Annotated in this window: 23 protein-coding genes; 12 read left to right on the forward strand and 11 right to left on the reverse strand. The window is 57.0% G+C overall.

Annotated features, from left to right (window positions below; genetic code table 11):
* Nucleotides 1–185: 185 nt before the first annotated feature.
* Complete coding sequence (locus H7R76_RS20815) at nucleotides 186–689, forward strand: GNAT family N-acetyltransferase (protein ID WP_106927604.1); 504 nt, start codon at nucleotides 186–188, stop codon at nucleotides 687–689.
* Nucleotides 690–710: 21 nt separating this feature from the next.
* On the opposite strand, the gene H7R76_RS20820 is transcribed toward H7R76_RS20815, so the two are convergent.
* From H7R76_RS20820 to rraB, 3 genes are all read right to left on the reverse strand, one after another.
* On the reverse strand, nucleotides 711–1541 hold the full coding sequence (locus tag H7R76_RS20820) for a topoisomerase II (RefSeq protein WP_106927602.1): 831 nt from the start codon (nucleotides 1539–1541) through the stop codon (nucleotides 711–713).
* Between the two features lie 133 nt (nucleotides 1542–1674).
* Nucleotides 1675–2433, reverse strand: a complete 759-nt coding sequence (miaE, locus tag H7R76_RS20825; RefSeq protein WP_106927600.1) for a tRNA isopentenyl-2-thiomethyl-A-37 hydroxylase MiaE — start codon at nucleotides 2431–2433, stop codon at nucleotides 1675–1677.
* Nucleotides 2434–2483: 50 nt separating this feature from the next.
* A complete protein-coding gene (rraB, locus tag H7R76_RS20830; RefSeq protein WP_106927598.1) occupies nucleotides 2484–2906 on the reverse strand; it encodes a ribonuclease E inhibitor RraB in 423 nt (140 codons plus the stop codon).
* Nucleotides 2907–3001: 95 nt separating this feature from the next.
* Here rraB and argL point away from each other — a divergent pair, with 95 nt between their 5' ends.
* Nucleotides 3002–3067 (forward strand): putative translational regulatory protein ArgL, encoded by a 66-nt coding sequence (gene argL, locus H7R76_RS25300; RefSeq protein WP_374956744.1) that lies wholly within the window; start codon nucleotides 3002–3004, stop codon nucleotides 3065–3067.
* Nucleotides 3067–4071: an ornithine carbamoyltransferase gene (argF, locus tag H7R76_RS20835; protein WP_106927626.1), complete on the forward strand. Its 1005-nt coding sequence runs from the start codon at nucleotides 3067–3069 to the stop codon at nucleotides 4069–4071. The genes argL and argF overlap by 1 nt, the downstream gene beginning before the upstream one ends.
* Before the next feature lie 137 nt (nucleotides 4072–4208).
* Here the strand turns inward: argF and H7R76_RS20840 are convergent, their stop codons facing one another.
* A complete protein-coding gene (locus H7R76_RS20840; protein ID WP_106927596.1) occupies nucleotides 4209–4661 on the reverse strand; it encodes a YhcH/YjgK/YiaL family protein in 453 nt (150 codons plus the stop codon).
* Between the two features lie 262 nt (nucleotides 4662–4923).
* On the opposite strand from H7R76_RS20840, the gene H7R76_RS20845 reads away from it, so the two are divergent.
* From H7R76_RS20845 to ridA, 4 genes are all read left to right on the forward strand, one after another.
* Nucleotides 4924–5028 carry a pyrBI operon leader peptide gene (locus tag H7R76_RS20845; protein ID WP_072351778.1) on the forward strand — a complete coding sequence of 35 codons (105 nt, stop codon included), beginning with the start codon at nucleotides 4924–4926 and terminating at the stop codon, nucleotides 5026–5028.
* A 36-nt stretch (nucleotides 5029–5064) separates the two neighbouring features.
* The gene (gene pyrB / locus H7R76_RS20850; protein ID WP_182966368.1) at nucleotides 5065–6000 is read left to right on the forward strand and encodes an aspartate carbamoyltransferase; all 936 of its coding nucleotides are present in this window, start codon (nucleotides 5065–5067) and stop codon (nucleotides 5998–6000) included.
* 12 nt (nucleotides 6001–6012) lie between these two features.
* On the forward strand, nucleotides 6013–6474 hold the full coding sequence (pyrI, locus tag H7R76_RS20855) for an aspartate carbamoyltransferase regulatory subunit (protein WP_106927592.1): 462 nt from the start codon (nucleotides 6013–6015) through the stop codon (nucleotides 6472–6474).
* Between the two features lie 73 nt (nucleotides 6475–6547).
* Nucleotides 6548–6934 (forward strand): 2-iminobutanoate/2-iminopropanoate deaminase, encoded by a 387-nt coding sequence (gene ridA, locus H7R76_RS20860; protein ID WP_000047540.1) that lies wholly within the window; start codon nucleotides 6548–6550, stop codon nucleotides 6932–6934.
* 160 nt (nucleotides 6935–7094) lie between these two features.
* Here the strand turns inward: ridA and mgtA are convergent, their stop codons facing one another.
* Nucleotides 7095–9803 carry a magnesium-translocating P-type ATPase gene (gene mgtA, locus H7R76_RS20865; RefSeq protein ID WP_182966370.1) on the reverse strand — a complete coding sequence of 903 codons (2709 nt, stop codon included), beginning with the start codon at nucleotides 9801–9803 and terminating at the stop codon, nucleotides 7095–7097.
* A 150-nt stretch (nucleotides 9804–9953) separates the two neighbouring features.
* Complete coding sequence (mgtL, locus tag H7R76_RS25185) at nucleotides 9954–10004, reverse strand: mgtA regulatory leader peptide MgtL (protein WP_219906270.1); 51 nt, start codon at nucleotides 10002–10004, stop codon at nucleotides 9954–9956.
* A gap of 156 nt (nucleotides 10005–10160) precedes the next feature.
* Here mgtL and treR point away from each other — a divergent pair, with 156 nt between their 5' ends.
* The 5 genes from treR to nrdG all read left to right on the forward strand — a co-directional run bounded on the left by treR (nucleotide 10161) and on the right by nrdG (nucleotide 17532).
* Nucleotides 10161–11108, forward strand: a complete 948-nt coding sequence (gene treR, locus H7R76_RS20870; protein WP_106927588.1) for a trehalose operon repressor TreR — start codon at nucleotides 10161–10163, stop codon at nucleotides 11106–11108.
* A 194-nt stretch (nucleotides 11109–11302) separates the two neighbouring features.
* Nucleotides 11303–12724, forward strand: coding sequence for a PTS trehalose transporter subunit IIBC (treB, locus tag H7R76_RS20875; protein ID WP_106927586.1), 1422 nt, complete (start codon nucleotides 11303–11305; stop codon nucleotides 12722–12724).
* Nucleotides 12725–12781: 57 nt separating this feature from the next.
* Nucleotides 12782–14437 carry an alpha,alpha-phosphotrehalase gene (gene treC, locus H7R76_RS20880; protein ID WP_106927584.1) on the forward strand — a complete coding sequence of 552 codons (1656 nt, stop codon included), beginning with the start codon at nucleotides 12782–12784 and terminating at the stop codon, nucleotides 14435–14437.
* A gap of 384 nt (nucleotides 14438–14821) precedes the next feature.
* Nucleotides 14822–16960, forward strand: coding sequence for an anaerobic ribonucleoside-triphosphate reductase (gene nrdD, locus H7R76_RS20885; protein WP_182928407.1), 2139 nt, complete (start codon nucleotides 14822–14824; stop codon nucleotides 16958–16960).
* A gap of 107 nt (nucleotides 16961–17067) precedes the next feature.
* Complete coding sequence (gene nrdG, locus H7R76_RS20890) at nucleotides 17068–17532, forward strand: anaerobic ribonucleoside-triphosphate reductase-activating protein (protein ID WP_182966372.1); 465 nt, start codon at nucleotides 17068–17070, stop codon at nucleotides 17530–17532.
* 17 nt (nucleotides 17533–17549) lie between these two features.
* Here the strand turns inward: nrdG and H7R76_RS20895 are convergent, their stop codons facing one another.
* From H7R76_RS20895 to H7R76_RS20915, 5 genes are all read right to left on the reverse strand, one after another.
* Nucleotides 17550–19463: a BglG family transcription antiterminator gene (locus tag H7R76_RS20895; RefSeq protein WP_182966374.1), complete on the reverse strand. Its 1914-nt coding sequence runs from the start codon at nucleotides 19461–19463 to the stop codon at nucleotides 17550–17552.
* A 22-nt stretch (nucleotides 19464–19485) separates the two neighbouring features.
* Nucleotides 19486–20637, reverse strand: coding sequence for a lactonase family protein (locus tag H7R76_RS20900; protein WP_106927576.1), 1152 nt, complete (start codon nucleotides 20635–20637; stop codon nucleotides 19486–19488).
* A 167-nt stretch (nucleotides 20638–20804) separates the two neighbouring features.
* A complete protein-coding gene (gene dagF, locus H7R76_RS20905) occupies nucleotides 20805–21545 on the reverse strand; it encodes a 2-dehydro-3-deoxy-phosphogluconate aldolase (protein ID WP_106927574.1) in 741 nt (246 codons plus the stop codon).
* The gene (locus H7R76_RS20910) at nucleotides 21542–22660 is read right to left on the reverse strand and encodes a DgaE family pyridoxal phosphate-dependent ammonia lyase (protein WP_182929570.1); all 1119 of its coding nucleotides are present in this window, start codon (nucleotides 22658–22660) and stop codon (nucleotides 21542–21544) included. The genes dagF and H7R76_RS20910 overlap by 4 nt, the downstream gene beginning before the upstream one ends.
* Nucleotides 22644–23777: an amidohydrolase/deacetylase family metallohydrolase gene (locus H7R76_RS20915; RefSeq protein WP_182966376.1), complete on the reverse strand. Its 1134-nt coding sequence runs from the start codon at nucleotides 23775–23777 to the stop codon at nucleotides 22644–22646. The genes H7R76_RS20910 and H7R76_RS20915 overlap by 17 nt, the downstream gene beginning before the upstream one ends.
* Nucleotides 23778–23795 lie beyond the last annotated feature (18 nt).

Below are 23795 nucleotides of genomic sequence, written 5' to 3' on the forward strand. Positions count from 1 at the left end.
CTACGGGCAACGTCAACGTAGGTCGGATAAGCGTAGCGCATCCGACAAAACTGACGGCTCATAAATCCAATAAAGCCTCTGATGCACCCGCTCAGAGGCTTTTTCTTGAATTATCCTCGCTTGCACTCCCCCGCCCCGCAGTGTTATTAACTGCATATGTTTCACCTTTTTGCTATGAGTTCGCTATGAGTGTTATGACACCTGTCTCGGCAACGCTGCGCCGCATAACCGCCGACGACAACGCCGCCATTGCCCGCGTAATCCGCCAGGTCTCCGCCGAATACGGCCTGACCGCCGATAAAGGCTACACGGTGGCCGATCCGAATCTGGACGAGCTGTTTCAGGTTTACAGCCAGCCGGGCTCCGCCTACTGGGTCGTCGAGCAAAATGGGCAGGTGATGGGCGGCGGCGGCGTGGCGCCGTTAGGCTGTAGTGAACCGGAAATTTGCGAACTGCAAAAAATGTACTTCCTGCCGAGCGTGCGCGGTCAGGGGCTGGCGAAAAAGCTGGCGCTGATGGCGCTCGATCACGCCCGCGAGCAGGGCTTTAAGCAATGCTACCTGGAAACCACGGCGTTTCTGACCGAAGCGATACGCCTGTACGAACGTCTGGGATTTGCGCACATCGACGAGCCGCTCGGCTGCACCGGGCATGTCGACTGCGAAGTGAGAATGTTAAAGCCCCTCTGATGTCGCAGGGGGCCATCGGGCTTACTGCATCTCGGCGGAGAGCGCCAGACGAATCACGCCGGCCGCGCGTGCCGTTGGCAGCTTCAGCACCTGCGTCCAGAGATCCTGCACCATTGCGCAACCCGCTTTCTCATTCCCCACGCCTTTACTCGGGTCGGCCATTATCTGAATATCCGGCCCATAGCGCTGTACCAGCTCCGGGGTGATAGTTTGCAGATCCTGGAGGGCGAGCTGCTTCTCCTCGGCGGTGACCGTGTGTTTTTCCGGGCCATAGGCAGCGCGCATCATGCTCATATCGCTCTCCATGCGTCGACTCATGATCGTTTGCGGAATGATCCGCACCGGGTTGATTCCCCCCTTCACCGCAGGGAAGAGGAAACGAAAACATTCGTCATCGCCCACTTTCGCCACCGCGGCAATCTGTTCGAGGTTAATCTTCATATATTCAATCACGTTGGCATCGGGCGCCTGCTGTAAACGCGCCATCTGTATTTGAAGGATCTGCGGCTGGATGGTATCGATAATTTGCTGTTCGCTTTTCCCTGCTTCTTTCATTTGCGCCGACTGGCTAAGGATCTTCGTCCACAGCGCGGGCTCTTGCTCCTTCAGCACCTGATAGACCGGCATCGACAGCATCGCTTTTTCGAATTTCTGCGTTTCCGTCAGGCCATAGTCCGGGCTTTCGCGCGGGATCAGGTAGTGCACATCAAACAGATTCCAGCCGATAATTGCGACGACAAAAATCACCGCACCGGAAACCTTGCCTACCCAGCCTTTTTTGCGGAAAACGCCAACGACAATAGCGATGACCGCACCGATGTAGCCCGCTAGCAATACATGTGCCCAGTTCATAAACCATCCTTATTTAAATCAAGCGTTATGGGGATTTCCTCCCCTTTATTACGTTTTGATTATTAAGGTAATGAAGGTTTTTTTCCAGCCACCCTTTTTCGTCCTCAGCGGCATCAAGGGGGACAAAAAAGGGCTAGACCGGCACACCGCTGTGGAAGCGAAACTCGTCATCCGGCGAGGAAATCAGCGCCGCTTCGACTTCACCAAAGAAGCGCACCCGTTCGCTAATATCACTATCTGAAATTTGCTGCGCCAGCGCTAAATAGTCCTGATAGTGCCGCGCTTCAGAGCGCAGAAGCGACAGATAAAACGCCTGTAAATCGGCTTCAAGGTACGGTGCCAGCGCGGCGAAACGCTCGCAGGAGCGGGCTTCGATATAGGCTCCACAAATCAGCTTATCGATAAGCGTCAACGGCTCGTGGGTACGAACCTCTTTGAGCATGCCTTTCGCGTAGCGGCTGGCGGTGATTTTGACGTAGGGAATGTTGCGATGCTGCATCGCCTCGCGCACCTGCCAGAAGTGGTGCAACTCCTCTTTGATCAGCAGCACCATGCTATCGATAAGCCTGCGGCCCCACGGATCGTCGGTTTGCGGCATCACGCTTTTGTTAATCTGCCGATTCAGCGCGGCAAAATCCGGCTCCTCACCCTCGCGAAACGCAAAGGCTTCATACGGCTTCAGCCAGTCAAGGAGCGCCTGAGCTCCCGCCTTGTCGGCGACATATTTACGCACCAGCAGCATCGCGGTTTGCGCCGCTTTCAGCTCGCAAACTAAGTGGTCGGTCAGCAGCAGGGGAAGATTGGCCGGGTCGCGGGCTTTATCGAGCCACGCCTGCGGCGTTTTGCAGTGCAGAAAGTTGAGAACGGGAGAGAGAATTTGCGGGTAATCCATCGGTTATCCTTGACCCTGCGGCAGCAGGCGCTGCCGCAGGTGAATGATGCTTAGTGACGCACACCATCGTCGTCTTCGTCGACCTCATCTTCGTCGTCGTCGTCGCCTTCTTCGCCGTTAGGATCTTCGTAGTAGGTACCCCAACCGTCATACTCAACCTCAAACTTCTCGGCCAGGGTCATCAGCTGTTCAACCTGCGCGTCGATAAGCTCGGCGTTCAGCGCACATTCGCTGAGAATGTCGCAGCAGATCACGGTGTCGCCTTCTTCCACTTCCAGCTCTTCCGGTTCAGTCACTTCATAGCCCAGCTTGAACGCTTCAACCGCCGCCTTTTCCAGCGTTTCAAAATCGTCGGCGGACAGGTGGTGTTCGATGGTGTACAGCGCGTCAGGATCGCTGCCGTCTTCCAGCAGTTCTTCAATAATCAGACGCGTCTCTTCACGCTGCTCTTCCAGGTGTTCCGGGTTTGCCATGGCTCGTTCCTCGTAATGTGGCTGATACTCTTATTGTCACATACCGTTGCCGTTGCCTCCACCTTTCCGAGAAAGATTTGTTATGGGGGTTGCAAATGAATATTCATACATATAAAGTGAATTTTAATTCAATAAGTGGCTTAAGCCAGGTGAGGGAATGATGTCTACTCTGTATAAAAAGAACTTCTTAAAATTACTCGATTTTACCCCTGCAGAAATCACCACCCTGCTGCAGCTCGCGGCAAAACTCAAAGCGGATAAAAAAAGCGGCACGGAGTCGCCGAACCTGACCGGTAAAAACATCGCGCTCATCTTCGAAAAAGACTCAACCCGTACACGATGCTCTTTCGAAGTTGCCGCTTACGATCAGGGCGCCCGCGCTACCTACCTCGGCTCCAGCGGCAGCCAGATTGGCCACAAAGAATCCATTAAAGACACCGCCCGCGTGCTGGGCCGCATGTATGACGGTATTCAATACCGCGGCTACGGCCAGGAGATTGTCGAAACGCTGGCAGAGTACTCCGGCGTACCGGTATGGAACGGCCTGACCGATGAGTTTCACCCGACCCAGCTGCTGGCGGACCTGCTGACCATGCAGGAACATTTGCCGGGCAAAGCGTTCAATGAAATGACGCTGGTTTATGCAGGCGACGCGCGCAATAACATGGGTAACTCGATGCTCGAAGCGGCGGCGCTGACCGGCCTGGATTTGCGTCTCGTTGCGCCGCAGGCCTGCTGGCCGGAAGAGAGCCTGGTCGCCGAATGCAAAGCGCTGGCGCAGAAAAACGGCGGCAACGTCACGCTGACGGAAGATATTGCCGCAGGCGTGAAAGGCGCTGACTTTATCTATACCGATGTGTGGGTATCGATGGGGGAAGCCAAAGAGAAATGGGCAGAGCGTATCGCCCTGCTGCGCGGCTATCAGGTCAACAGCGCGATGATGAAATTGACCGGTAACCCGCAGGTGAAATTCCTGCACTGCCTGCCTGCGTTCCATGACGACCAGACGACGCTTGGCAAAAAAATGGCGGCGGAGTACGGCATGCACGGCGGCATGGAAGTGACCGACGAGGTCTTTGAATCGCCGGCGAGCATCGTGTTTGACCAGGCGGAAAACCGGATGCACACCATTAAAGCGGTGATGGTCGCGACGCTGAGCAAGTAACAGCAGCCACAGGACGCCGGGTTTTCCCGGCGTCGGCATTCTCTGCGGGTGGTAGGCCGGATAAGGCGGAACGTCGCCATCCGGCTTGACCACCGCATCGTGCCTGATGGCGCTACGCTTATCAGGCCGACTTATCTTCACGCCACCAGCAGTTTCACCACCAGCTTACGCACCTTCGCCGGCGCGCCCACGGCACACAGCGGTTTGTGCACTTCTCCCGGGTAAAACACCACGAAATCACCTTCGCTCATGACCACCATTTTTTCCTGCACGCCTTCCGGCAGGAACGCAATGTCTTTGTCCGCTAACCAGTCGGTATCCGGTTTACCCGCAGGCTGGGTGCTGAACGCCATGCCTTCCTGGCCGCTCAGTACGACCTGAATATCCAGGTAACGGGCGTGGTACTCTGCACGGCGGTCGGCAAACGGCTCGGTCATGTTTTCAGACACCATATAGAACAGGCGGCTGCCGTCGATATCGTATTTCCCTTCCGGGGTTTCAGCGGTGACGTTCGCCTTAATGTGGGCAATTGCCTGACGCAGTTCTTCCGGCAGCCAGGGCTGCACATTATGGATATTGCCAATAATCATCGTTCACTCCGCAAATAAAACAATGTTTCAATTTTCAGTTGTTATACGTAAATTTGCGATACCATACCAGCACTTTTTATCCTGTTATTACCATCCTGCCGGTTTAGCGCACACTTTGCCCCCCCGTCGAAATATGAATCAATATGCACATTTTCAGCATAGTTAAGGTATGAGAATCGTTTTCGTTGATTAAAGTGTGAATTCACCGCTTGATCGCCTACTAAAGCTGCGTATAATGCCACCCGTTTTGCCGGGAGGAATTATGGTTCAGTGTGTACGACATCGCGTCTTACCGCGTCTGAAAACAGACGCTGGCCTGCCGTTTTTCCTTTCCGTTGCATCCGTATTCGTAAAGCCCCTTATTTAAGGGGCTTTTTTTTTGCGCCGTCGTCAGGAGATAACCATGGCTAATCCGCTGTATCAAAAACACATCATTTCCATAAACGATCTCAGCCGCGAAGACCTTGAACTGGTTTTGGCGACCGCCGCTAAACTGAAAGCGAACCCACAGCCGGAGTTACTCAAGCATAAGGTTATCGCCAGCTGCTTCTTCGAAGCCTCGACGCGTACCCGTCTCTCCTTCGAAACCTCAATGCACCGCCTGGGCGCCAGCGTGGTCGGCTTCTCCGACAGCGCCAATACCTCACTCGGCAAAAAGGGCGAAACGCTGGCCGACACCATTTCGGTGATCAGCACCTATGTTGATGCCATCGTCATGCGCCACCCTCAGGAAGGCGCAGCACGTCTGGCAACCGAGTTTTCCGGCGGTGTTCCGGTGCTCAACGCTGGCGATGGCGCGAACCAACACCCGACCCAGACGCTGCTGGATCTGTTTACCATTCAGGAAACCCAGGGCCGTCTTGAGAACCTCAACATCGCGATGGTCGGTGACCTGAAGTACGGCCGCACCGTGCACTCACTCACCCAGGCGCTGGCGAAATTTAACGGCAACCGTTTCTACTTCATTGCCCCGGATGCGCTGGCCATGCCGCAGTACATCCTCGATATGCTCGACGAGAAAGGCATCACCTGGAGCCTGCACAGCGCGATTGAGGAAGTGATGGCTGAAGTGGACATTCTCTACATGACCCGCGTACAGAAAGAGCGCCTCGATCCGTCGGAGTACGCCAACGTGAAAGCGCAGTTCGTGCTGCGCGCCGCCGACCTGACCGGTGCGCGCGACAACATGAAGGTGCTGCACCCGCTACCGCGCATTGATGAAATCACCACGGATGTCGATAAAACGCCGCACGCCTGGTACTTCCAGCAGGCCGGCAACGGCATCTTCGCCCGCCAGGCGTTACTGGCACTGGTACTGAATAGCGAACTGGCTCTGTAAGGGGAAATGACGATGACACACGACAATAAATTGCAGGTAGAAGCCATCAAACGTGGCACCGTAATCGACCATATCCCGGCGCAGGTCGGCTTTAAGCTGCTGACGCTGTTCAAACTGACCGAAACCGACCAGCGCATCACCATCGGCCTGAACCTGCCGTCCGGCGAAATGGGCCGTAAAGACCTGATCAAAATCGAAAATACCTTCCTGACCGACGAGCAGGTGAACCAGCTGTCGCTGTACGCGCCGCAGGCGACCGTTAACCGCATCGACAACTATGAAGTGGTCGGCAAATCACGTCCCAGCCTGCCGGCGCGTATTGATAGCGTGCTGGTATGCCCGAACAGCAACTGCATCAGCCATGCCGAACCGGTTTCATCCAGTTTTGCAGTGAAAAAACGCGCCGATGACGTTGCACTCAAATGCAAATACTGCGAAAAAGAGTTTTCTCATTATGTGGTGCTGGCCAACTAATTGCGGTTGGTATTGGTTTTACGCGTCCCTATAATGGCTACGACCTAATTACTGCAGTTCATCTGGAGATATCATGAGCAAAACTATTGCGACGGAAAATGCACCAGCCGCTATCGGCCCTTACGTTCAGGGCGTTGACCTGGGCAGCATGATCATCACTTCCGGTCAGATCCCGGTTGACCCAAAAACCGGTAGCGTGCCGGAAGACGTGTCCGCACAGGCACGTCAGTCGCTGGATAACGTGAAAGCTATCGTTGAAGCCGCAGGCCTGAAAGTAGGCGACATCGTGAAAACCACCGTATTCGTAAAAGATCTCAACGATTTCGCGACCGTTAACGCCACCTACGAAGCGTTCTTCACCGAGCACAACGCCACCTTCCCGGCACGTTCTTGCGTCGAAGTGGCGCGTCTGCCGAAAGACGTGAAGATTGAAATCGAAGCGATTGCCGTTCGTCGCTAATTTCAATGCAGCATAAAGAAAAGGCAGCCGATGGCTGCCTTTTTTGTTTGGTACGGTATTTTCAACAAGCCCCCTGTAGGCCGGATAAGGCGAAGCCGCCATCCGGCAACCTGCGCCATTCTGCCTGATGGCGCTTCGCTTATCAGGCCTACAATCGAGGTTACTGCCAGCCGTAGCGGCGGGTGAAGAACCCTTTCACCATCTGCGTGAAGGTCATGTAGCCCACCAGAATCGCCACCAGCCACGGGAAGTAGCTCAGCGGTAATGCTTCTAATTGCAGATAGCCTGCCAGCGGCGAGAACGGCAGCGCGATGCCCACGGCCATCACCAGCAGCGTCATCGCAAACAGCGGCCACGCGGCGCGGCTCTGTACGAACGGAATGCGGCGGGTACGAATCATGTGCACAATCAGCGTCTGCGACAGCAGCCCTTCGATAAACCAACCGGACTGGAACAGCGTCTGCATTTCCGGGGTATTGGCCTTAAACACCCACCACATCAAGCAGAAGGTCAGAATGTCAAAGATGGAGCTGATCGGCCCGAAGAACACCATAAAGCGGCCGAGATCCGCCGGATTCCAGCGCTGGGGTTTACGAATCTGTTCGTCATCCACGTTATCAAACGGCAGCGCCACCTGGGATACATCGTACAGCAGGTTCTGAATCAGTAAGTGTAACGGCAGCATCGGCAGGAACGGCAGGAAGGCGCTGGCCACCAGCACGCTGAAGACGTTACCGAAGTTAGAGCTGGCGGTCATCTTGATGTACTTGAGCATATTCGAGAAGGTACGACGGCCTTCGATCACGCCCTCTTCCAGCACCATCAGGCTCTTTTCCAGCAGGATGATATCGGCCGCTTCACGGGCGATGTCCACCGCGCCGTCCACGGAAATACCAATATCCGCCGCGCGCAGCGCAGGCGCATCGTTGATGCCATCGCCCATAAAGCCCACCACGTGCCCTTCGCGTTTCAGCAGGGTGACAATGCGCTCTTTATGCATCGGGGTCAGGCGAGCAAACAGCGTGGTGCGCTGGGCAAGCTTCGCGAGCTCGTCATCGCTCAGGTGTTCAATCTCGCTACCGACAATCACATCACCCGCATCCAGCCCCACTTCGTGGCACACTTTCGCCGCCACCAGTTCGCTGTCACCGGTGAGAATTTTCACGGTGATGCCGCTGGCCTTGAGCGCCTTGAGCGCCGGTGCGGTGGTCTCTTTCGGCGGATCGAGGAACGCGATGTAGCCCTCGAGGATCAGATCCGATTCATCAATGCGCTGATAGTCGCCTTCGCGAGCCGGGAGATATTTGCTCGCCACCGCGACCACGCGCAGCCCCTGACGGTTCAGGGTATCGGTCACGCGTTTGATGCGGCGTAGCATGGTCTCATCCAGCGGCACAATTTCGCCGTTGTGATACACCTGAGTACAGACGTTCAGGATCTCCTGCAGCGCCCCTTTGCAAATCAGCTTATGTACGTCCGGCTTTTCACTCACCACCACCGACATGCGGCGGCGTTCGAAATCAAACGGGATCTCATCCACTTTCTGCCAGGCGGTAGACAGCTCGCGGGCCGCCACTTCATCGACCCCTTCCAGCACCGCGGTATCCAGCAGGTTTTTCAGCCCGGTCTGATAGTGGCTGTTGAGCCACGCCGTTTGCAGCACACGTTCGCTCACCTTGCCGGAGATATCGGTGTGGTTCTCCAGCACGATTTTGTCCTGAGTCAGCGTACCGGTTTTATCGGTGCACAGAATATCCATTGCGCCAAAGTTCTGAATGGCGTCGAGGTGCTTGACGATCACTTTCTGTTTCGACAGCTTCACCGCGCCGCGCGCCAGCGTCGAGGTGACGATCATCGGCAGCATTTCCGGCGTCAGGCCAACGGCGACGGAAAGGGCAAACAGCGCCGCTTCCCACCAGTCGCCTTTGGTATAACCGTTGATCACCAACACAATTGGCGCCATCACCAGCATAAAGCGGATCAGCAGCATACTGACGCGGCTGATGCCCTTCTGGAAGGCGTTCGGCTCGCTCTCCTGCTCGCTCACGCGACCGGCCAGTTGCCCAAACCAGGTGTTGGCCCCGGTGGCAATCACCATCGCCTGCGCGGTGCCGCTCACCACGTTAGTGCCCATAAAGCACAGGGTATCGCATTCCAGCGGGTTAGTTTGCTGCGGCTCTCGGGTACGCGCCACCTTCTCTACCGGCAGCGATTCACCGGTTAGCGAAGCCTGCGCGACGAACAGATCGCGCGCCTGAATCACACGCAGATCGGCGGGGATCATATCCCCAGCCGCCAGCTTAATGATGTCGCCCGGCACCAGTTGGTCGATAGGCAGTTCAACCCAGCTACTCTCGCCCTTTTCATTGATAACGCGCAGTACCGTCGCAGTGTTGCTGACCATCGCTTTCAGGGTATCGGCGGCTTTGGTTGAGCGCGCTTCCTGAACGAAATTGAGTAGCGTGGAAATGCCCACCATCAGCACAATCACGCCGGCAGCAAACAGATCTTCAGTCGCATAGGAAACGGCGGCCAGTACGGTCAGCAGGATGTTGAACGGGTTGCGATAGCACAGCCACAGATGCACCCACCACGGCTGCGGCTGCTGTGCCGGCAGCTGGTTTTCACCGTGGGTAGCGCGCGCCTGCTCAACTTCGGCGGCATTCAGCCCTTCCGGGTGACTATGAAACGCCTGCCACAGCTCGCGCTCGCTGAGCTGAGCCATTTTCAGGCAGTGCTCGCTAAGCGACGGTGGAATCGGCGTATTGGCGACGCTTTGCTGAGTGGGCATCGGATCGCGCTGGACTAAACGGCGCGGCAAATGGCGGCCAAGCTGTGCAAACAGCTGCCGGGTTAAATTTTTCAGCATACAAAATCCCCCTGCGACTACCGCTGGCAGACGCAGTCAGACCCACGGGTACAGTCAATCTGTACCGCACAGGCACTCAATTTTTATTGCAGGGACACGATTGTGGAATGTCACTGCCTCACGTCATCGGCAAGGCAGCGCAATACTGACTTACCGGTAGGTTACTCTCCAGCACGAGAGAGGTGTGGGATCGGGATCCATAAAGCCTCCGGTAAGGTTGATGAAATAAAACGCCGCGAATTATACGCAGAAAATCATAAGTTTTGTGACTATTTGAGCGATATAATAACGGCAAGTCATTCAACAACACGTCAACCATCCGGTCTGACGGTAAAAATATTCACGCGGGGCAACGCTATGCAAGATCGGCTGACTATCAAAGATATCGCTCGCCTGAGTGGTGTTGGCAAATCAACCGTGTCCCGCGTGCTGAACAACGAAAGCGGCGTCAGCGAACGCACCCGCGAGCGCGTTGAAGCGGTAATGATGCAACACGGTTTCTCCCCTTCCCGCTCCGCGCGCGCCATGCGCGGGCAAAGCGATAAAGTGGTCGCCATCATCGTTACGCGTCTGGATTCGCTCTCTGAAAATCTGGCGGTGCAAACCATGCTGCCCGCATTCTACGAGCAGGGCTACGACCCGATCATGATGGAAAGCCAGTTCTCGCCAGAGAAAGTAGCGGAGCATCTGGCGATGCTGAAGCGCCGCAATATCGATGGCGTCATTCTGTTTGGTTTTACCGGCGTCAATGAAGAGACGCTGGCCAACTGGCAGCCCTCTCTGGTACTCATTGCCCGCGACGCCAGCGGCTTCTCTTCCGTCTGCTATGACGATAACGGTGCCATCACGCAGTTGATGCAGCGACTGTATAAACAGGGGCATCGTCATATCAGCTTCCTCGGCGTGCCGACCAGCGACGTCACCACTGGCCAGCGCCGTTACGATGCCTATCAGGACTTCTGCCAGCGTCATCAGCTGACGCCGGTCGCCGCGCTGCCCGGCCTGGCGATGAAACAGGGCTACGACTTCGCCCGCCAGGTACTCACCCCAGAGACCACCGCACTCATTTGCGCTACCGATACGCTGGCCCTGGGCGCCAGCAAGTACCTGCAAGAGCAGCGCATCAATAGCGTGCAGCTGGCGAGCGTTGGTAATACTCCGCTCACCAAGTTCCTGCACCCGGAAATTATTACCGTCGATCCCGGCTACGCCGAGGCTGGACGCCGCGCCGCAGAGCAGCTGGTTACCCTGATCGGCGGGCGCAGCGAGCCGAAACAGATAGTGATCCCCGCCGTTCTCGCCTAAGCGTAATGTCAGCTTTAGTGTGATCGTTGCAACGTTTCGGGAACGTTCCCATTCTCCATAAACGATAAACCCGCTACGCTTATATTCAGCGTATTACTCACGATTCATATCCTGAGCCCGTCCGATCGCCAGCGTAACGGAAGTCTGCATTGACGGCTATCGGGGAGATCTTATCTCTGTTTGAAGGCCCTATCATGAGCAAAAAAATAGACCAAAAGAACATCGATAAACTTATCGAACTGGTCGGCGGACGCGACAATATCGCGACCGTCAGCCACTGCATCACGCGGCTGCGCTTTGTGCTGAACGACCCGGCCAAAGCCTCCCCGAAAGCCATTGAAGAATTGCCGATGGTGAAGGGCTGCTTTACCAACGCAGGGCAGTTCCAGGTCGTTATCGGCACCGAAGTAGGCGACTACTATCAAGCTTTACTGGCGACCACCGGGCAAAAAGAGGCGGATAAAGAACAGGCCAAGCTGGCAGCACGCCAGAATATGAAATGGCACGAGCAGTTAATTTCCCACTTTGCGGAAATCTTCTTCCCGCTGCTGCCGGCGCTGATCAGCGGGGGTCTGATCTTAGGCTTCCGCAACGTCATCGGCGACCTGCCGATGAGCAACGGCCAGACGCTGGCGCAGATGCATCCGTCGCTGCAAACCATTTATGACTTCTTATGGCTGATTGGCGAAGCCATCTTCTTCTACCTGCCGGTAGGCATCTGCTGGTCGGCGGTGAAGAAAATGGGCGGTACGCCGATTCTCGGCATCGTGCTGGGCGTCACCCTGGTGTCACCGCAGCTGATGAACGCCTACATGCTGGGGCAGCAGGTACCGGAAGTGTGGAACTTCGGCCTGTTTACCATTGCCAAAGTCGGCTACCAGGCTCAGGTCATCCCGGCGCTGCTGGCAGGCCTGACGCTCGGCTTTATTGAGACGCGCCTGAAACGCATCGTGCCTGACTACCTGTACCTGGTGATCGTGCCGGTGTGTTCCATCATTCTCGCCGTATTCCTTGCTCACGCCATCATCGGCCCGTTCGGCCGCTGGATTGGCGACGGCGTGGCCTTTGCCGTTCGTCACCTGATGACCGGCAGCTTCGCGCCAATTGGCGCCGCGCTGTTTGGCTTCCTGTATGCGCCGCTGGTGATTACCGGCGTGCACCAGACTACGCTGGCGATTGATATGCAGATGATCCAGAGCATGGGCGGCACCCCGGTATGGCCGATGATTGCCCTGTCTAACATCGCACAGGCTTCTGCGGTTGTCGGCATCATCATTTGCAGCCGTAAGGCGAATGAACGTGAGATCTCCGTCCCGGCGGCCATTTCCGCCTACCTTGGCGTCACCGAACCGGCGATGTACGGGATCAACCTGAAGTATCGCTTCCCGATGCTCTGCGCCATGATTGGCTCCGGCATCGCCGGCCTGCTGTGCGGCCTGTATGGCGTGATGGCGAACGGTATCGGCGTCGGCGGCCTGCCGGGCATTCTGTCCATTAAACCGGCCTTCTGGGGCATCTACAGCCTTGCGATGATTATCGCCGTCGTGGTGCCCATCCTTCTGACCATGGCGGTGTACAAACGCAAGCTGCGTCAGGGCACGCTGCCGGTCGCGTAAATCTCAACTCTGTTCGGGGCGCAATTGCGCCCCTTCGCCTTCTTAAAGGACAATCCCATGAATACACTTCCCCACTGGTGGCAAAACGGCGTTATCTACCAGATTTACCCGAAGAGCTTTCAGGACACCACCGGCCGCGGCACGGGAGATCTGCGCGGTGTGACGTCTCGTCTCGACTACCTGCAAAAACTCGGCATCGACGCCATCTGGCTGACCCCGTTCTACGTCTCACCGCAGGTCGACAACGGTTATGACGTCGCCAACTATACGGCGATCGATCCGTCTTACGGTACGCTCGACGACTTCGATCAACTGGTTGCCGAGGCGCACCAGCGCGGTATCCGCATCGTGCTCGACATGGTGTTGAATCACACCTCAACGCATCACGCATGGTTCAAAGAATCGCGTAAAAAAGAGAGCCCTTACCGCTCGTTTTACATCTGGCGCGACGGTACGCCGGACACGCCGCCGAACAACTGGCGTTCCAAGTTTGGCGGTAACGCCTGGCAGTGGGACGCCGAGAGCGGCCAGTACTATCTGCACCTGTTCGCCACCGAGCAGGCGGACCTCAACTGGGAAAACGACGCGGTGCGCGCCGAGCTGAAAAAGGTCTGCGAGTTCTGGGCCGATCGCGGCGTCGACGGCCTGCGTCTCGACGTCGTCAACCTGATCTCCAAGGATCAATCCTTCCCGGACGACCATCAGGGTGACGGCCGCCGCTTCTATACCGATGGCCCACGCGCCCATGAATTCCTCCAGGAGTTCAGCCGCGACGTCTTTACCCCGCGCCAGCTGATGACCGTCGGCGAGATGTCCTCAACCTCTCTGGAAAATTGTCAGCAGTACGCCTCGCTCGACGGTAAAGAGCTGTCGATGACGTTCAATTTCCACCACCTCAAGGTCGACTACCCGGGCGGCGAGAAGTGGACGCTGGCGCGCCCGGACTACGTCGCGCTGAAAACCCTGTTCAGCCACTGGCAGCAGGGAATGCACAACCGGGCGTGGAACGCGCTGTTCTGGTGTAACCACGACCAGCCGCGCATCGTCTCGCGCTTTGGCGATGAAGGCGAGCACCGCGTCACCGCCGCCAAAATGCTCGCGATGGTGCTACACGGCATGCAGGGCACGCCGTATATCTATCAGGGCGAAGAGATTGGCATGACCAACCCGCATTTCGCTACGATTGAGCAGTATCGCGACGTAGAAAGCCACAATATGTACGCCGAGCGGCTGGCAGAGGGGCAACGCGCCGATGAGCTGCTGGCGATCCTGGCCAGCAAATCACGCGACAACAGCCGCACGCCGATGCAGTGGGATGCCAGCACCAACGCCGGCTTTACCCGCGGCGAACCGTGGATTGGCGTCTGCGATAATTACGCCGACATCAACGTTGAGCGCGCGCTGGCCGATCCGCATTCGGTGTTCTATGCCTACCAGCAGCTGATTGCGCTGCGCAAGTCGCAGCCGGTGCTGACCTGGGGTGACTATCAGGATCTGCTGCCAGAACATCCTTCTCTGTGGTGCTACCGCCGTCAGTGGCAAGGGCAAACGCTGCTGGTGCTTGCCAACCTCAGCGGTGAGCACCAGACGTGGCAGCCAACGGAAGACCTTGCCGATGCGCGCGTGCTGATGAGCAACTACGACGATGCCGCAGCCTCCCCTACCGCCATCACCCTGCGTCCGTTTGAAGCTATCTGGTGGCTTCAGGGCTAAGCATCCTGCCCGGTAGCGCTGTGCTGCCGGGCCTGCCTGCATCTCGCTGTTTCCACGCCCTTTTCTGGACATTTATTGCGCAATAAAATTTACATAATCCATAACGCCTGCCATATGTACTCTCGCATTTTTACTTTGTCCTGAATCAATAAAAGCGCAAACAAGTTTGATGCAAATCACTACATATAGAACTTAAAATGCACCCCGGCCCAACATATGGTGTTTATCGACTATTATTGCCACAATGAGAATTACCAAAAAATAGCCGGTATGTGGATAACCTGGGCCGCGAGTGGGGGAAAGTATTGGTTAATAGCACCATTACGCCATTCACCGTTTTCCCACTTCTGTGGATAACCTGTTCTTATAAATAATGGAGTGATCATGACACCGCATGTGATGAAACGAGATGGCTGTAAAGTGCCGTTCAAATCAGAGCGCATCAAAGAAGCAATTCTGCGTGCAGCTAAAGCAGCGGGAGTCGATGACGCAGATTATTGCGCCACCGTCGCAGCAATCGTAAGCCAACAAATGCAGGGCCAGGCGCAGGTTGATATCAACGAAATCCAGACCGCCGTTGAGAACCAGCTGATGTCCGGGCCGTACAAACAGCTGGCTCGTTCCTATATCGAATACCGCCACGACCGCGATAGCCAGCGCGAGAAGCGCGGCCGCCTGAACCAGGAAATTCGTGGTCTGGTCGAGCAGACCAACTCGGCGCTGCTCAACGAAAACGCCAACAAAGACAGTAAAGTCATCCCGACCCAGCGCGATCTGCTGGCCGGTATCGTCGCCAAGCACTACGCCCGCCAGCACCTGCTGCCGCATGACGTGGTGATGGCGCACGAGCGCGGCGTGATTCACTATCACGACCTCGACTACTCGCCGTTCTTCCCGATGTTCAACTGCATGTTGATCGATCTGAAAGGCATGCTGACGCTGGGCTTCAAAATGGGTAACGCGGAAATCGAGCCGCCGAAATCCATCTCGACCGCTACGGCGGTTACCGCACAAATCATCGCGCAGGTTGCCAGCCACATTTACGGCGGTACCACCATTAACCGTATTGATGAAGTGCTGGCGCCGTTCGTGACCGAAAGCTTCAACAAACACCGCAAAATTGCCGACGAATGGCAGATTCCAAACGCCGAAGAGTATGCGCGTACCCGCACCGAGAAAGAGTGCTACGACGCCTTCCAGTCACTGGAGTATGAAGTTAACACGCTGCATACCGCCAACGGCCAGACGCCGTTCGTGACTTTCGGTTTCGGCCTCGGCACCAGTTGGGAATCGCGCCTGATTCAGCAGTCCATTCTGCGTAACCGCATCGCGGGCCTCGGCAAAAATCGCAAAACTGCGGTGTTCCCGAAGCTGGTCTTCGCGATCCGCGACGGCCTGAACCACAAGCCTGGCGATGCCAACTACGACATTAAACAGCTGGCGCTGGAGTGCGCAAGCAAGCGCATGTACCCGGATATTCTCAACTACGATCAGGTGGTTAAAGTCACCGGTTCGTTTAAAACCCCGATGGGCTGCCGCAGCTTCCTCGGCGTGTGGGAAAACGAGAACGGCGAACAGGTACACGACGGGCGTAACAACCTGGGCGTGATCAGCCTGAACCTACCGCGCATCGCGCTGGAAGCCAAAGGTGACGAAGCGGCATTCTGGGCGCTGCTGGACGAGCGCCTGGTGCTGGCGCGTAAAGCGCTGATGACCCGCATTGCGCGTCTGGAAGGGGTGAAAGCCCGCGTGGCGCCAATCCTGTACATGGAAGGGGCGTGCGGCGTGCGCCTGAAAGCCGACGACGACGTATCCGAAATCTTCAAAAACGGCCGCGCATCTATTTCGCTGGGTTATATCGGCATCCACGAAACCATCAACGCGCTGTTCGGCAATCAGCATATGTACGACAGCGAAATGCTGCGTGAGAAAGGCGTGGCGATTGTTCAGCGTCTGCGCGATGCAGTTGACCAGTGGAAAGACGAAACCGGCTACGGCTTCAGCCTGTACAGCACGCCGAGCGAAAACCTCTGCGACCGCTTCTGCCGTCTCGACACCGCAGAATTTGGCGTGGTGGAAGGCGTGACGGATAAAGGCTACTACACCAACAGCTTCCACCTCGACGTGGAGAAAAAGGTTAACCCGTACGACAAGATCGACTTCGAAGCACCATACCCACCGCTGGCCAACGGCGGCTTCATTTGCTACGGCGAGTACCCGAACATCCAACACAACCTGAAGGCGCTGGAAGACGTGTGGGATTACAGCTATCAGCACGTGCCGTACTACGGCACCAACACGCCGATCGACGAATGCTACGAGTGCGGCTTTACCGGTGAGTTCGAGTGCACCAGCAAAGGCTTCACCTGCCCGAAATGCGGTAACCACGACGCCGCCCGCGTCTCCGTTACCCGCCGCGTGTGCGGTTACCTCGGCAGCCCGGACGCGCGTCCGTTCAACGCCGGTAAGCAGGAAGAAGTTAAGCGCCGCGTTAAGCACCTGGGTAACGGGCAGCTCGGTTAAGGCCGAGCGGTTATCCCCTCACCCTAACCCTCTCCCCACAGGGGAGAGGGGACCGTTTTACCGCTCGCTGTACGGCCGTATGCTGGCCGAAAATCTGGAACGCGAAAATGAACTTCCATCAATATTACCCGGTTGATATCGTCAACGGCCCCGGCACGCGCTGCACGCTGTTTGTTTCCGGCTGCGTGCACGAATGCCCCGGCTGCTACAACAAGAGCACCTGGCGGGTGAACTCCGGCCAGCCGTTTACGACCGAAATGGCCGACCGCATTATCGCCGACCTCAACGACACCCGCGTCAAGCGTCAGGGGATTTCGCTCTCCGGCGGCGACCCGCTGCATCCGCAGAACGTGCCGGAAATTCTCCAGCTGGTTCAGCGCATCCGCGCCGAATGCCCCGGCAAAGATATCTGGGTCTGGACCGGCTATAAGATTGACGAACTCGATGCCGCACAGAGGGAGATCGTCGACCTTATCAACGTGCTGGTTGACGGTAAGTTTGTGCAGGATTTAAAAGACCCGTCGCTGATCTGGCGCGGCAGCAGTAATCAGGTGGTGCACCACCTGCGCTAATCGCTTTCGTCAGCCGTTTAAAACCGGCTGACGCACTCCATCGCCACCGTTTTAAACTCATCAAAACTGCGGGTGGCCGACAGCCGGGCCATGGCGCGCTCGCGCAGGAAGGTGACGAAAATATCGTAAATCGCCATCGCCTCTTCATACTCGCTTTTACTGATCGCCAGCAGGAAAATGATGTGGGCGGTTTCATCGCCCCAGGCAATACCGTCAGGCGCAATGACGGTGTAGACCACGGTCTTTTTCGCGAGCAGACCCAGCGCGTGCGGTAACGCAATGCCGTCGCCAAGCATCGTGCTGACTATCGCTTCACGCTCCACCACCGAGTCATAAAACTCCGCATCAACAAATCCTTCCTGCTGCAGCTGCTGACACAGCTCGGCAAACAGGCTTTGCTGGTCGAGCGGCCCGTCGATGACCCGGAAATGCGCAGCGTCAAAGTACTTATTCAGCATAAACGGACGCGTCCGATCCACCAGCACCAGCTTGCCAATTTGTTCCAGCTGATAGTCGGTTGGGAACGGGGCAATCGTCACAATCGGTTTGTCTTTTTCACTGATACGCACCGTCGAGATGACAAAGTCTTCGGCGATGGTCTCCCGCTGTTCGTAATCGCGCTGGGAGAGCGTGGCAGCAATTTCCACCTGCGGGTATTTGCGCTGCAAAATAGCCTCGATCATACGCGCCATCGCATTACCCGCATCACATACCAGCAGCACCTTTGGCTGGCGCTGATAGCCAATGTTGTAATGGCGCTCAAGCCCTACGCCGATGTGCAGCACCAGAAAACCGATTTCGTTTTCGCTGATGGTATACGGCGTATATTTTCCCCAGCTCGATACCGCCGCCAGCGTCATATCCCACGCCATCGGGTAGTGCTGCTTAATATTATCGAGCAGCGGATTGGGGATCATTATCTGATAGCGCACGCGGGTGATCATCGTCTTGATATGGGTGAGCAGGTCAGCGTGCAGTTGGGCATCGTCCAGCAGGTTGTAGTTATACTGCTGGTTAATGTAGCGCAGGATGTAATTCACCAGCGCTTCGTCGTCGTCCGCGCTGATGGTTTCCGGGTCGACGTCCTGCACCTGGCGAGCGGCAAGATGCACGCAGAGCCAGGCTTCTTCCGCCGACGAAAAGGGCTTTCCCGCCAGCTGCTGCAGGGCGAGGGCAACCTCATGGGCAGCATCGCGCACGTTCTGCGCGACCTCTTCCGCGCTGAAATCCGCCAACGGAAAACCTTCACTCACCCGACGTACCGCCACGGCGCCGTACAGACAGATAAAGCGCTCGCCTTCATCGGTTACGCGAACATGATGGCGAGGTAATACCTCCTGCAGCACGCCTTCCAGCAGCGTGGGAACGCTCGCATCAAATACGCCTTCGTGAACCACCGGGTTTAACGCCCCTTGCTGGCTCAGCTCCCACAGTAAATCGGTCAGGCAGGCACGAATCGACACTTCGCTACCGAACAGCTTCATCCCATGGCGCGGGCGCGTCTCCAGCGTAAGCTGATAACGCGCGAGGCGCTCACGAACGTCGACCATGTCATTTTGTAGCGTTGCCCGGCTGACGAACCACTCATCGGCCAGGTCTTCCAGCTTAATGGAGAACGCTGAGGTCAAAAAGCGTACCAGCAGAAAATGCACGCGATCCTGGACGGTGCGGGGTATATGCAGCAGCGGCTTAGGCGCCGATGCTTCCAGCGCCTGATAGCGCGAAGGGTCGTCAATTTTCAGCTGATAACCGCTGCCGCGCGCGAGAACGAACTGTGCGCCGTACTGATGCAAAAGCGCGTTGAGCGCCGTAATATCGGCGCGCACGGTGCGGGTTGAAACCGACAGCCGCTGCGCCAGTTCGTCCTGGGGCAGCGTTTCGTTTTGCAGCAGAGTGAAGAGTTGCGCTAAACGTTGATTGGGAAATCGCATGTCGGTTCCTTGATGTTATGGCTTAAGGTTGAGCAGAAATCACCATCTGCGATGGGCTGCCTACCGGGGTATAGTCCGGTAAAAACGTCAGCCGGCCGTCCTTCGGCGCGACGCTAAAACGGGTAATATTATCACTACGCTGATTCATGACGTATAGCCAATGTCCTTGTTTATCAAGCGTTAGCGTTCGCGGATAGTCCCCGCGCGTCCAGATATCCTCTTGATGCGTCAGGCTGCCATCGGCCATCACGCTAAAGTGAGCGATGCTGTTATGCAGACGGTTAGCCACGTAGAGCTGCTTACCGTCCGGGCTCAGCACCAGGCCCGCAGCAAAGCTGGTGCCTTTGTACGCTTTCGGCAATGCCGAGATCGTTTTACCTTCACGCAGCACCCCGCTTTGTTTATCAAGGTGATAGAAAGTCAGCGTGGAAGCCTCTTCGTTAATCAACCAGAGTCCATCACCCGCAGGCGTAAAGACGAAGTGCCGCGGACCGGCCCCGGCGGAAGAGGCGGCGATAAACGGCGGATCGTTCGGCGTGAGCTTGCCGCTGGCGCTGTCCATGCGGTATTGGTAGAGACGATCCAACCCCAGATCGGTGGAGTAAACAAACCGCCCGCTCGGATCGGCGGCCACCATATGCGCATGCGGGCCGTTATGATCGCTGATAGCAAAGCTACCTTCGACGGCCGCCGCTGGGCGCGCAGCCCCCGCAGGACCTTGATCCTGATGCACATCCACCGCCTCGCCAAGGCTACCGTCCTCTTTCACCGGCAGGACGGCAATCGAGCCGCTGACATAGTTTGCCACCAGAAGATGACGGCCATTTGGCGTAAGCGAAAGATAAACCGGGCCCGCGCCGCCGGAAGCCACCTGATTCAGGCTGCTTAGCTCGCCGTTCGCGGCAATGCGCCACGCCTGCACCACGCCTTTTTCCACCTCGCTGGCGGCGTAAAGCGTTTTGCCATCCTGGCTGACGGTCAGCTGCGCAACGTTCGGTAGCGAACTAACGAGCGCTTTATCGCGCAGCTCGCCGGTTTTTCCATCGACGGTAAAACGATACAGACCTTCGCCGTTGGGGTTGTAGGTGCCCACCCAAGCGTACTGGGTCTGCGCGGCGGCGCTGGCGGCAAGCAGAGAGAGTGAAGCAACAAGCAGGTGACGAGCGGTTGGCATGGTGACTCCTTGATGGTTCGGTGGGGGTTTTCCCCCTCACCCTAACCCTCTCCCCTGAGGGGCGAGGGGACCGTTCGGTGCGTTTACGCACGAGAGGCGCAAAAGGCACGGTAGTTTTTCTCCCTCTCCCCTATGGGGAGAGGGCCGGGGTGAGGGGGTTAATCGCACTACTTAACAAGCTGTTTCGTCATATCCAGCAGCTGACGCACATCCGCCGGGCGGGTATTGCCGCTCGCCTTATCAATAATCGAACTATAGATATGGGGGATAATTTTGCTTACCCCAGCATCCAGCGCAATTTTCAGGATTTCACCGTAGTTTTCCAGATCGATCCCGCCGGTAGGTTCCAGCCAGAAGTCATGCCGCGCGCAGGCTTCGGCCACGGCAATAAATTCGTCGCGGTGTTTCAGGCCGCCCATCGGGAAGTATTTGATTGAGCTGCCGCCCATATCCTTCAGCAGGGCAATGGCGGTTTCCAGCGGCACAATGCCGTCCGGCGCGTTGCTGGAGAGCGGGCCGGTGGAGATTTTAACCATGCCGACAGTACCGGTTGGCGACACCAGGCCGTTGACCACGGTCTCGCTCTGTCCCAGCAGCGCGCGACTGGTTGCCACGCCGGTGAAGACCTGGTTAACGTGCTGCGGCTGCACCTGACGGGAAATTTCGCTGACCATCGCCGACTGGTTCGGGTCGCCTGCGCCCAGACCTACAGACAGTGCGTTATCAATCCGTTTTGCGTATTCACGCATATCAGCCACCGCGCTGGCGATGTCCGGATAGTTTTTGGAGAGCACGCCCACCAGCACATGACCTTCCGCCGCTTCATAAATCTCGCTAGCGTTCTGTTTGCTACCCGCCAGAACGTTCAGGCAGACGCGGTCACGGTAAAAGTTTGGGGTCAGTTTCATGCGTTATTCTCCTTGTTCAACACTTCGGCAATACGGCGAGCCACAATCTCCAGCTGCTGGGCATCCACGCTGCGAACATCGGCTTCAATAATGCCTTCATTCGCCTTGTAGCCGCGGAAATAGATAGCGTATTCGCCCTGCTTCAGCGCGTTGACCAACGCGCCGGTATTCACGCCGGTCGTCGCCTCATCAAATTTAATTTCTGCGCGCGCGATATCTCGCCCGGCGCTGTCCCAGACGACGCGCGCGGTCACGCCGTTAAGCGTGTTGAGCTGCGCGATAAACGGCGTCATCTTCGCCACCATTTCAGCACCGCTCTCTTTAGTCGCCGTCAGGTAATGTTCAATGGCACAGGTCAGGCCCAGAATGCCCTCTTTGCCCACCTTCATGGCGCGGCCGATGCCCATCGACTGACGTTTTACCCACTCGACGTACTGGGTTTTGCCAATCACCAGCCCGCTGGTCGGCCCTTCAATCGCCTTCGCACCGCTGTAGATAACCAGGTCAGCGCCCGCCTGGTAGTAGGCGTGCAGATCCTCTTCCGCCGCCGCATCCACAATCAGCGGCACATTATGGCTGCGCGCGACCGCCGCGGCCTGCGCGACGTTAAGCATGCTTTTCTGCACGCAGTGGTGAGATTTGATGTACAGAATAGCCGCGGTACGCGGGGTGATGGCTGCCGCCAGTTGGTCGGCAGAACACTCATTGGCATAGCCCGCTTCGACCAGCTTGCCGCCGCCCAGCGCCACCATCGTTCCCACCGGCGCGCCGAAGTTCACGTTATGCCCCTTCGGCAGCACAATTTCGTTGTTCTCAATCGGCGTCACGTGCAAATTTTCCAGCAGCCAATCGCTGTCTTTTACCAGCACCGCCGCCACGGATTGTGCGATACCGGCGGACGCACAAGACACCACCGTCGCCCCTTCTACACCCAGCAGCTTCGCGATATAAGCACCGGTTTTATTGACCAGATCTTTCATCTCAAAGTACTGGTTCATCCCGGCCATCGCCGCTTCAACCACTTCCGGGCGCGGGGTAGACACCCCGAGCGCCGTCATGCGGCCTGAAGTATTAATCACTTGTTTTAAATCGTATTTTTCAAAAATCGAAGGCATTTTCCGCGCTCCCTTGTTCGGTCAAATAGCCCTTGCCCGCGCGAATCGCGGCAAGCGGCAGCAGAATCTTGTTAGCCTGTAGGCTCTCTTTTTCGGCATCCACCAGCACCGTGGGCGTCTGCGCGAGGGTAAACAGCGTGAGGTCCGCATCATAGCCAACCGCCAGCCGCCCTTTGTGCGTCAGGCGAAGGCCGTCGGCGGCGTGAGTGGTCACACAGTCAATCACCTGCGGTAGCGACATACCGATAGCGAGGAATTTTGACATCACCAGCGCCAGCGAGCGCACCGGGCCGTCGATGCGGTTACGGCAGTAGATATCAGAGCTGATGGTGTGCGGCAAAATACCCATCGCAATCGCCCGGCGGGCCACTTCAAAGCTGAAGCTGGCGGTGCCGTGACCGACGTCCAGATGCACGCCGCGCTTCAGCGCCCGAACGATAGAACTGCGCAGTTCACCTTCCGGCGTCAGAATGCGGTTAGGTTTGCCGTTGTAGCAGTGGGTAATGATGTCGCCCGAACTCAGCAGTTCGGCAATCTCGTCGAGGTTTGGCGGATTGTTGCCAATATGCACCATCAGCGGCAGGTCGCCGTTTTCTTTCTGAATCGCTTTACCCCGCTCCAGCGGCGTAATACCGTTTTCGCCGACCACGCTGCTGCTCATGCGCGCTTTCAAACCCACGATAAAGTCCGGGTGGCGCGCTACCGCTTGCTTCACCGCTTCGGCATCGATATTGGCCATATTGGCCAGTTCGTTCTGGGCAATCAGCCCGACGCGGGAAATATTGAGCAGCGCATAAACATCGGTCGCCGCTTTGCGGGTCAGCTGATAAAAGTCATCAACGTCGTCGGCGCCGGTGCTGCCCGCATCGATCACCGTGGTGACCCCGGTGGCGATACCCACGCTGTCCGGCTCGTCGTGATAAATCGGGGAATTCGGATAACAGTGGACGTGGGAGTCAATCCAGCCGGCGCTGACGTAATATTTGCCGTCCAGCACCACGGTTTTACGGGCAGGCGCGCTAATCTCGCCCAGCGCCGCGATTTTCCCGTCCAGAATGGCGATATCAGTCAGGGTATCGTCGACGAGGCGCGCACGGCGCAGGAGTAAATCAAACATATCTCTCTCCTGTTGGAA

Source organism: Klebsiella sp. WP8-S18-ESBL-06, from assembly GCF_014169755.1.
GTDB classification, from domain to species: Bacteria; Pseudomonadota; Gammaproteobacteria; order Enterobacterales; family Enterobacteriaceae; genus Kluyvera; species Kluyvera ascorbata_B.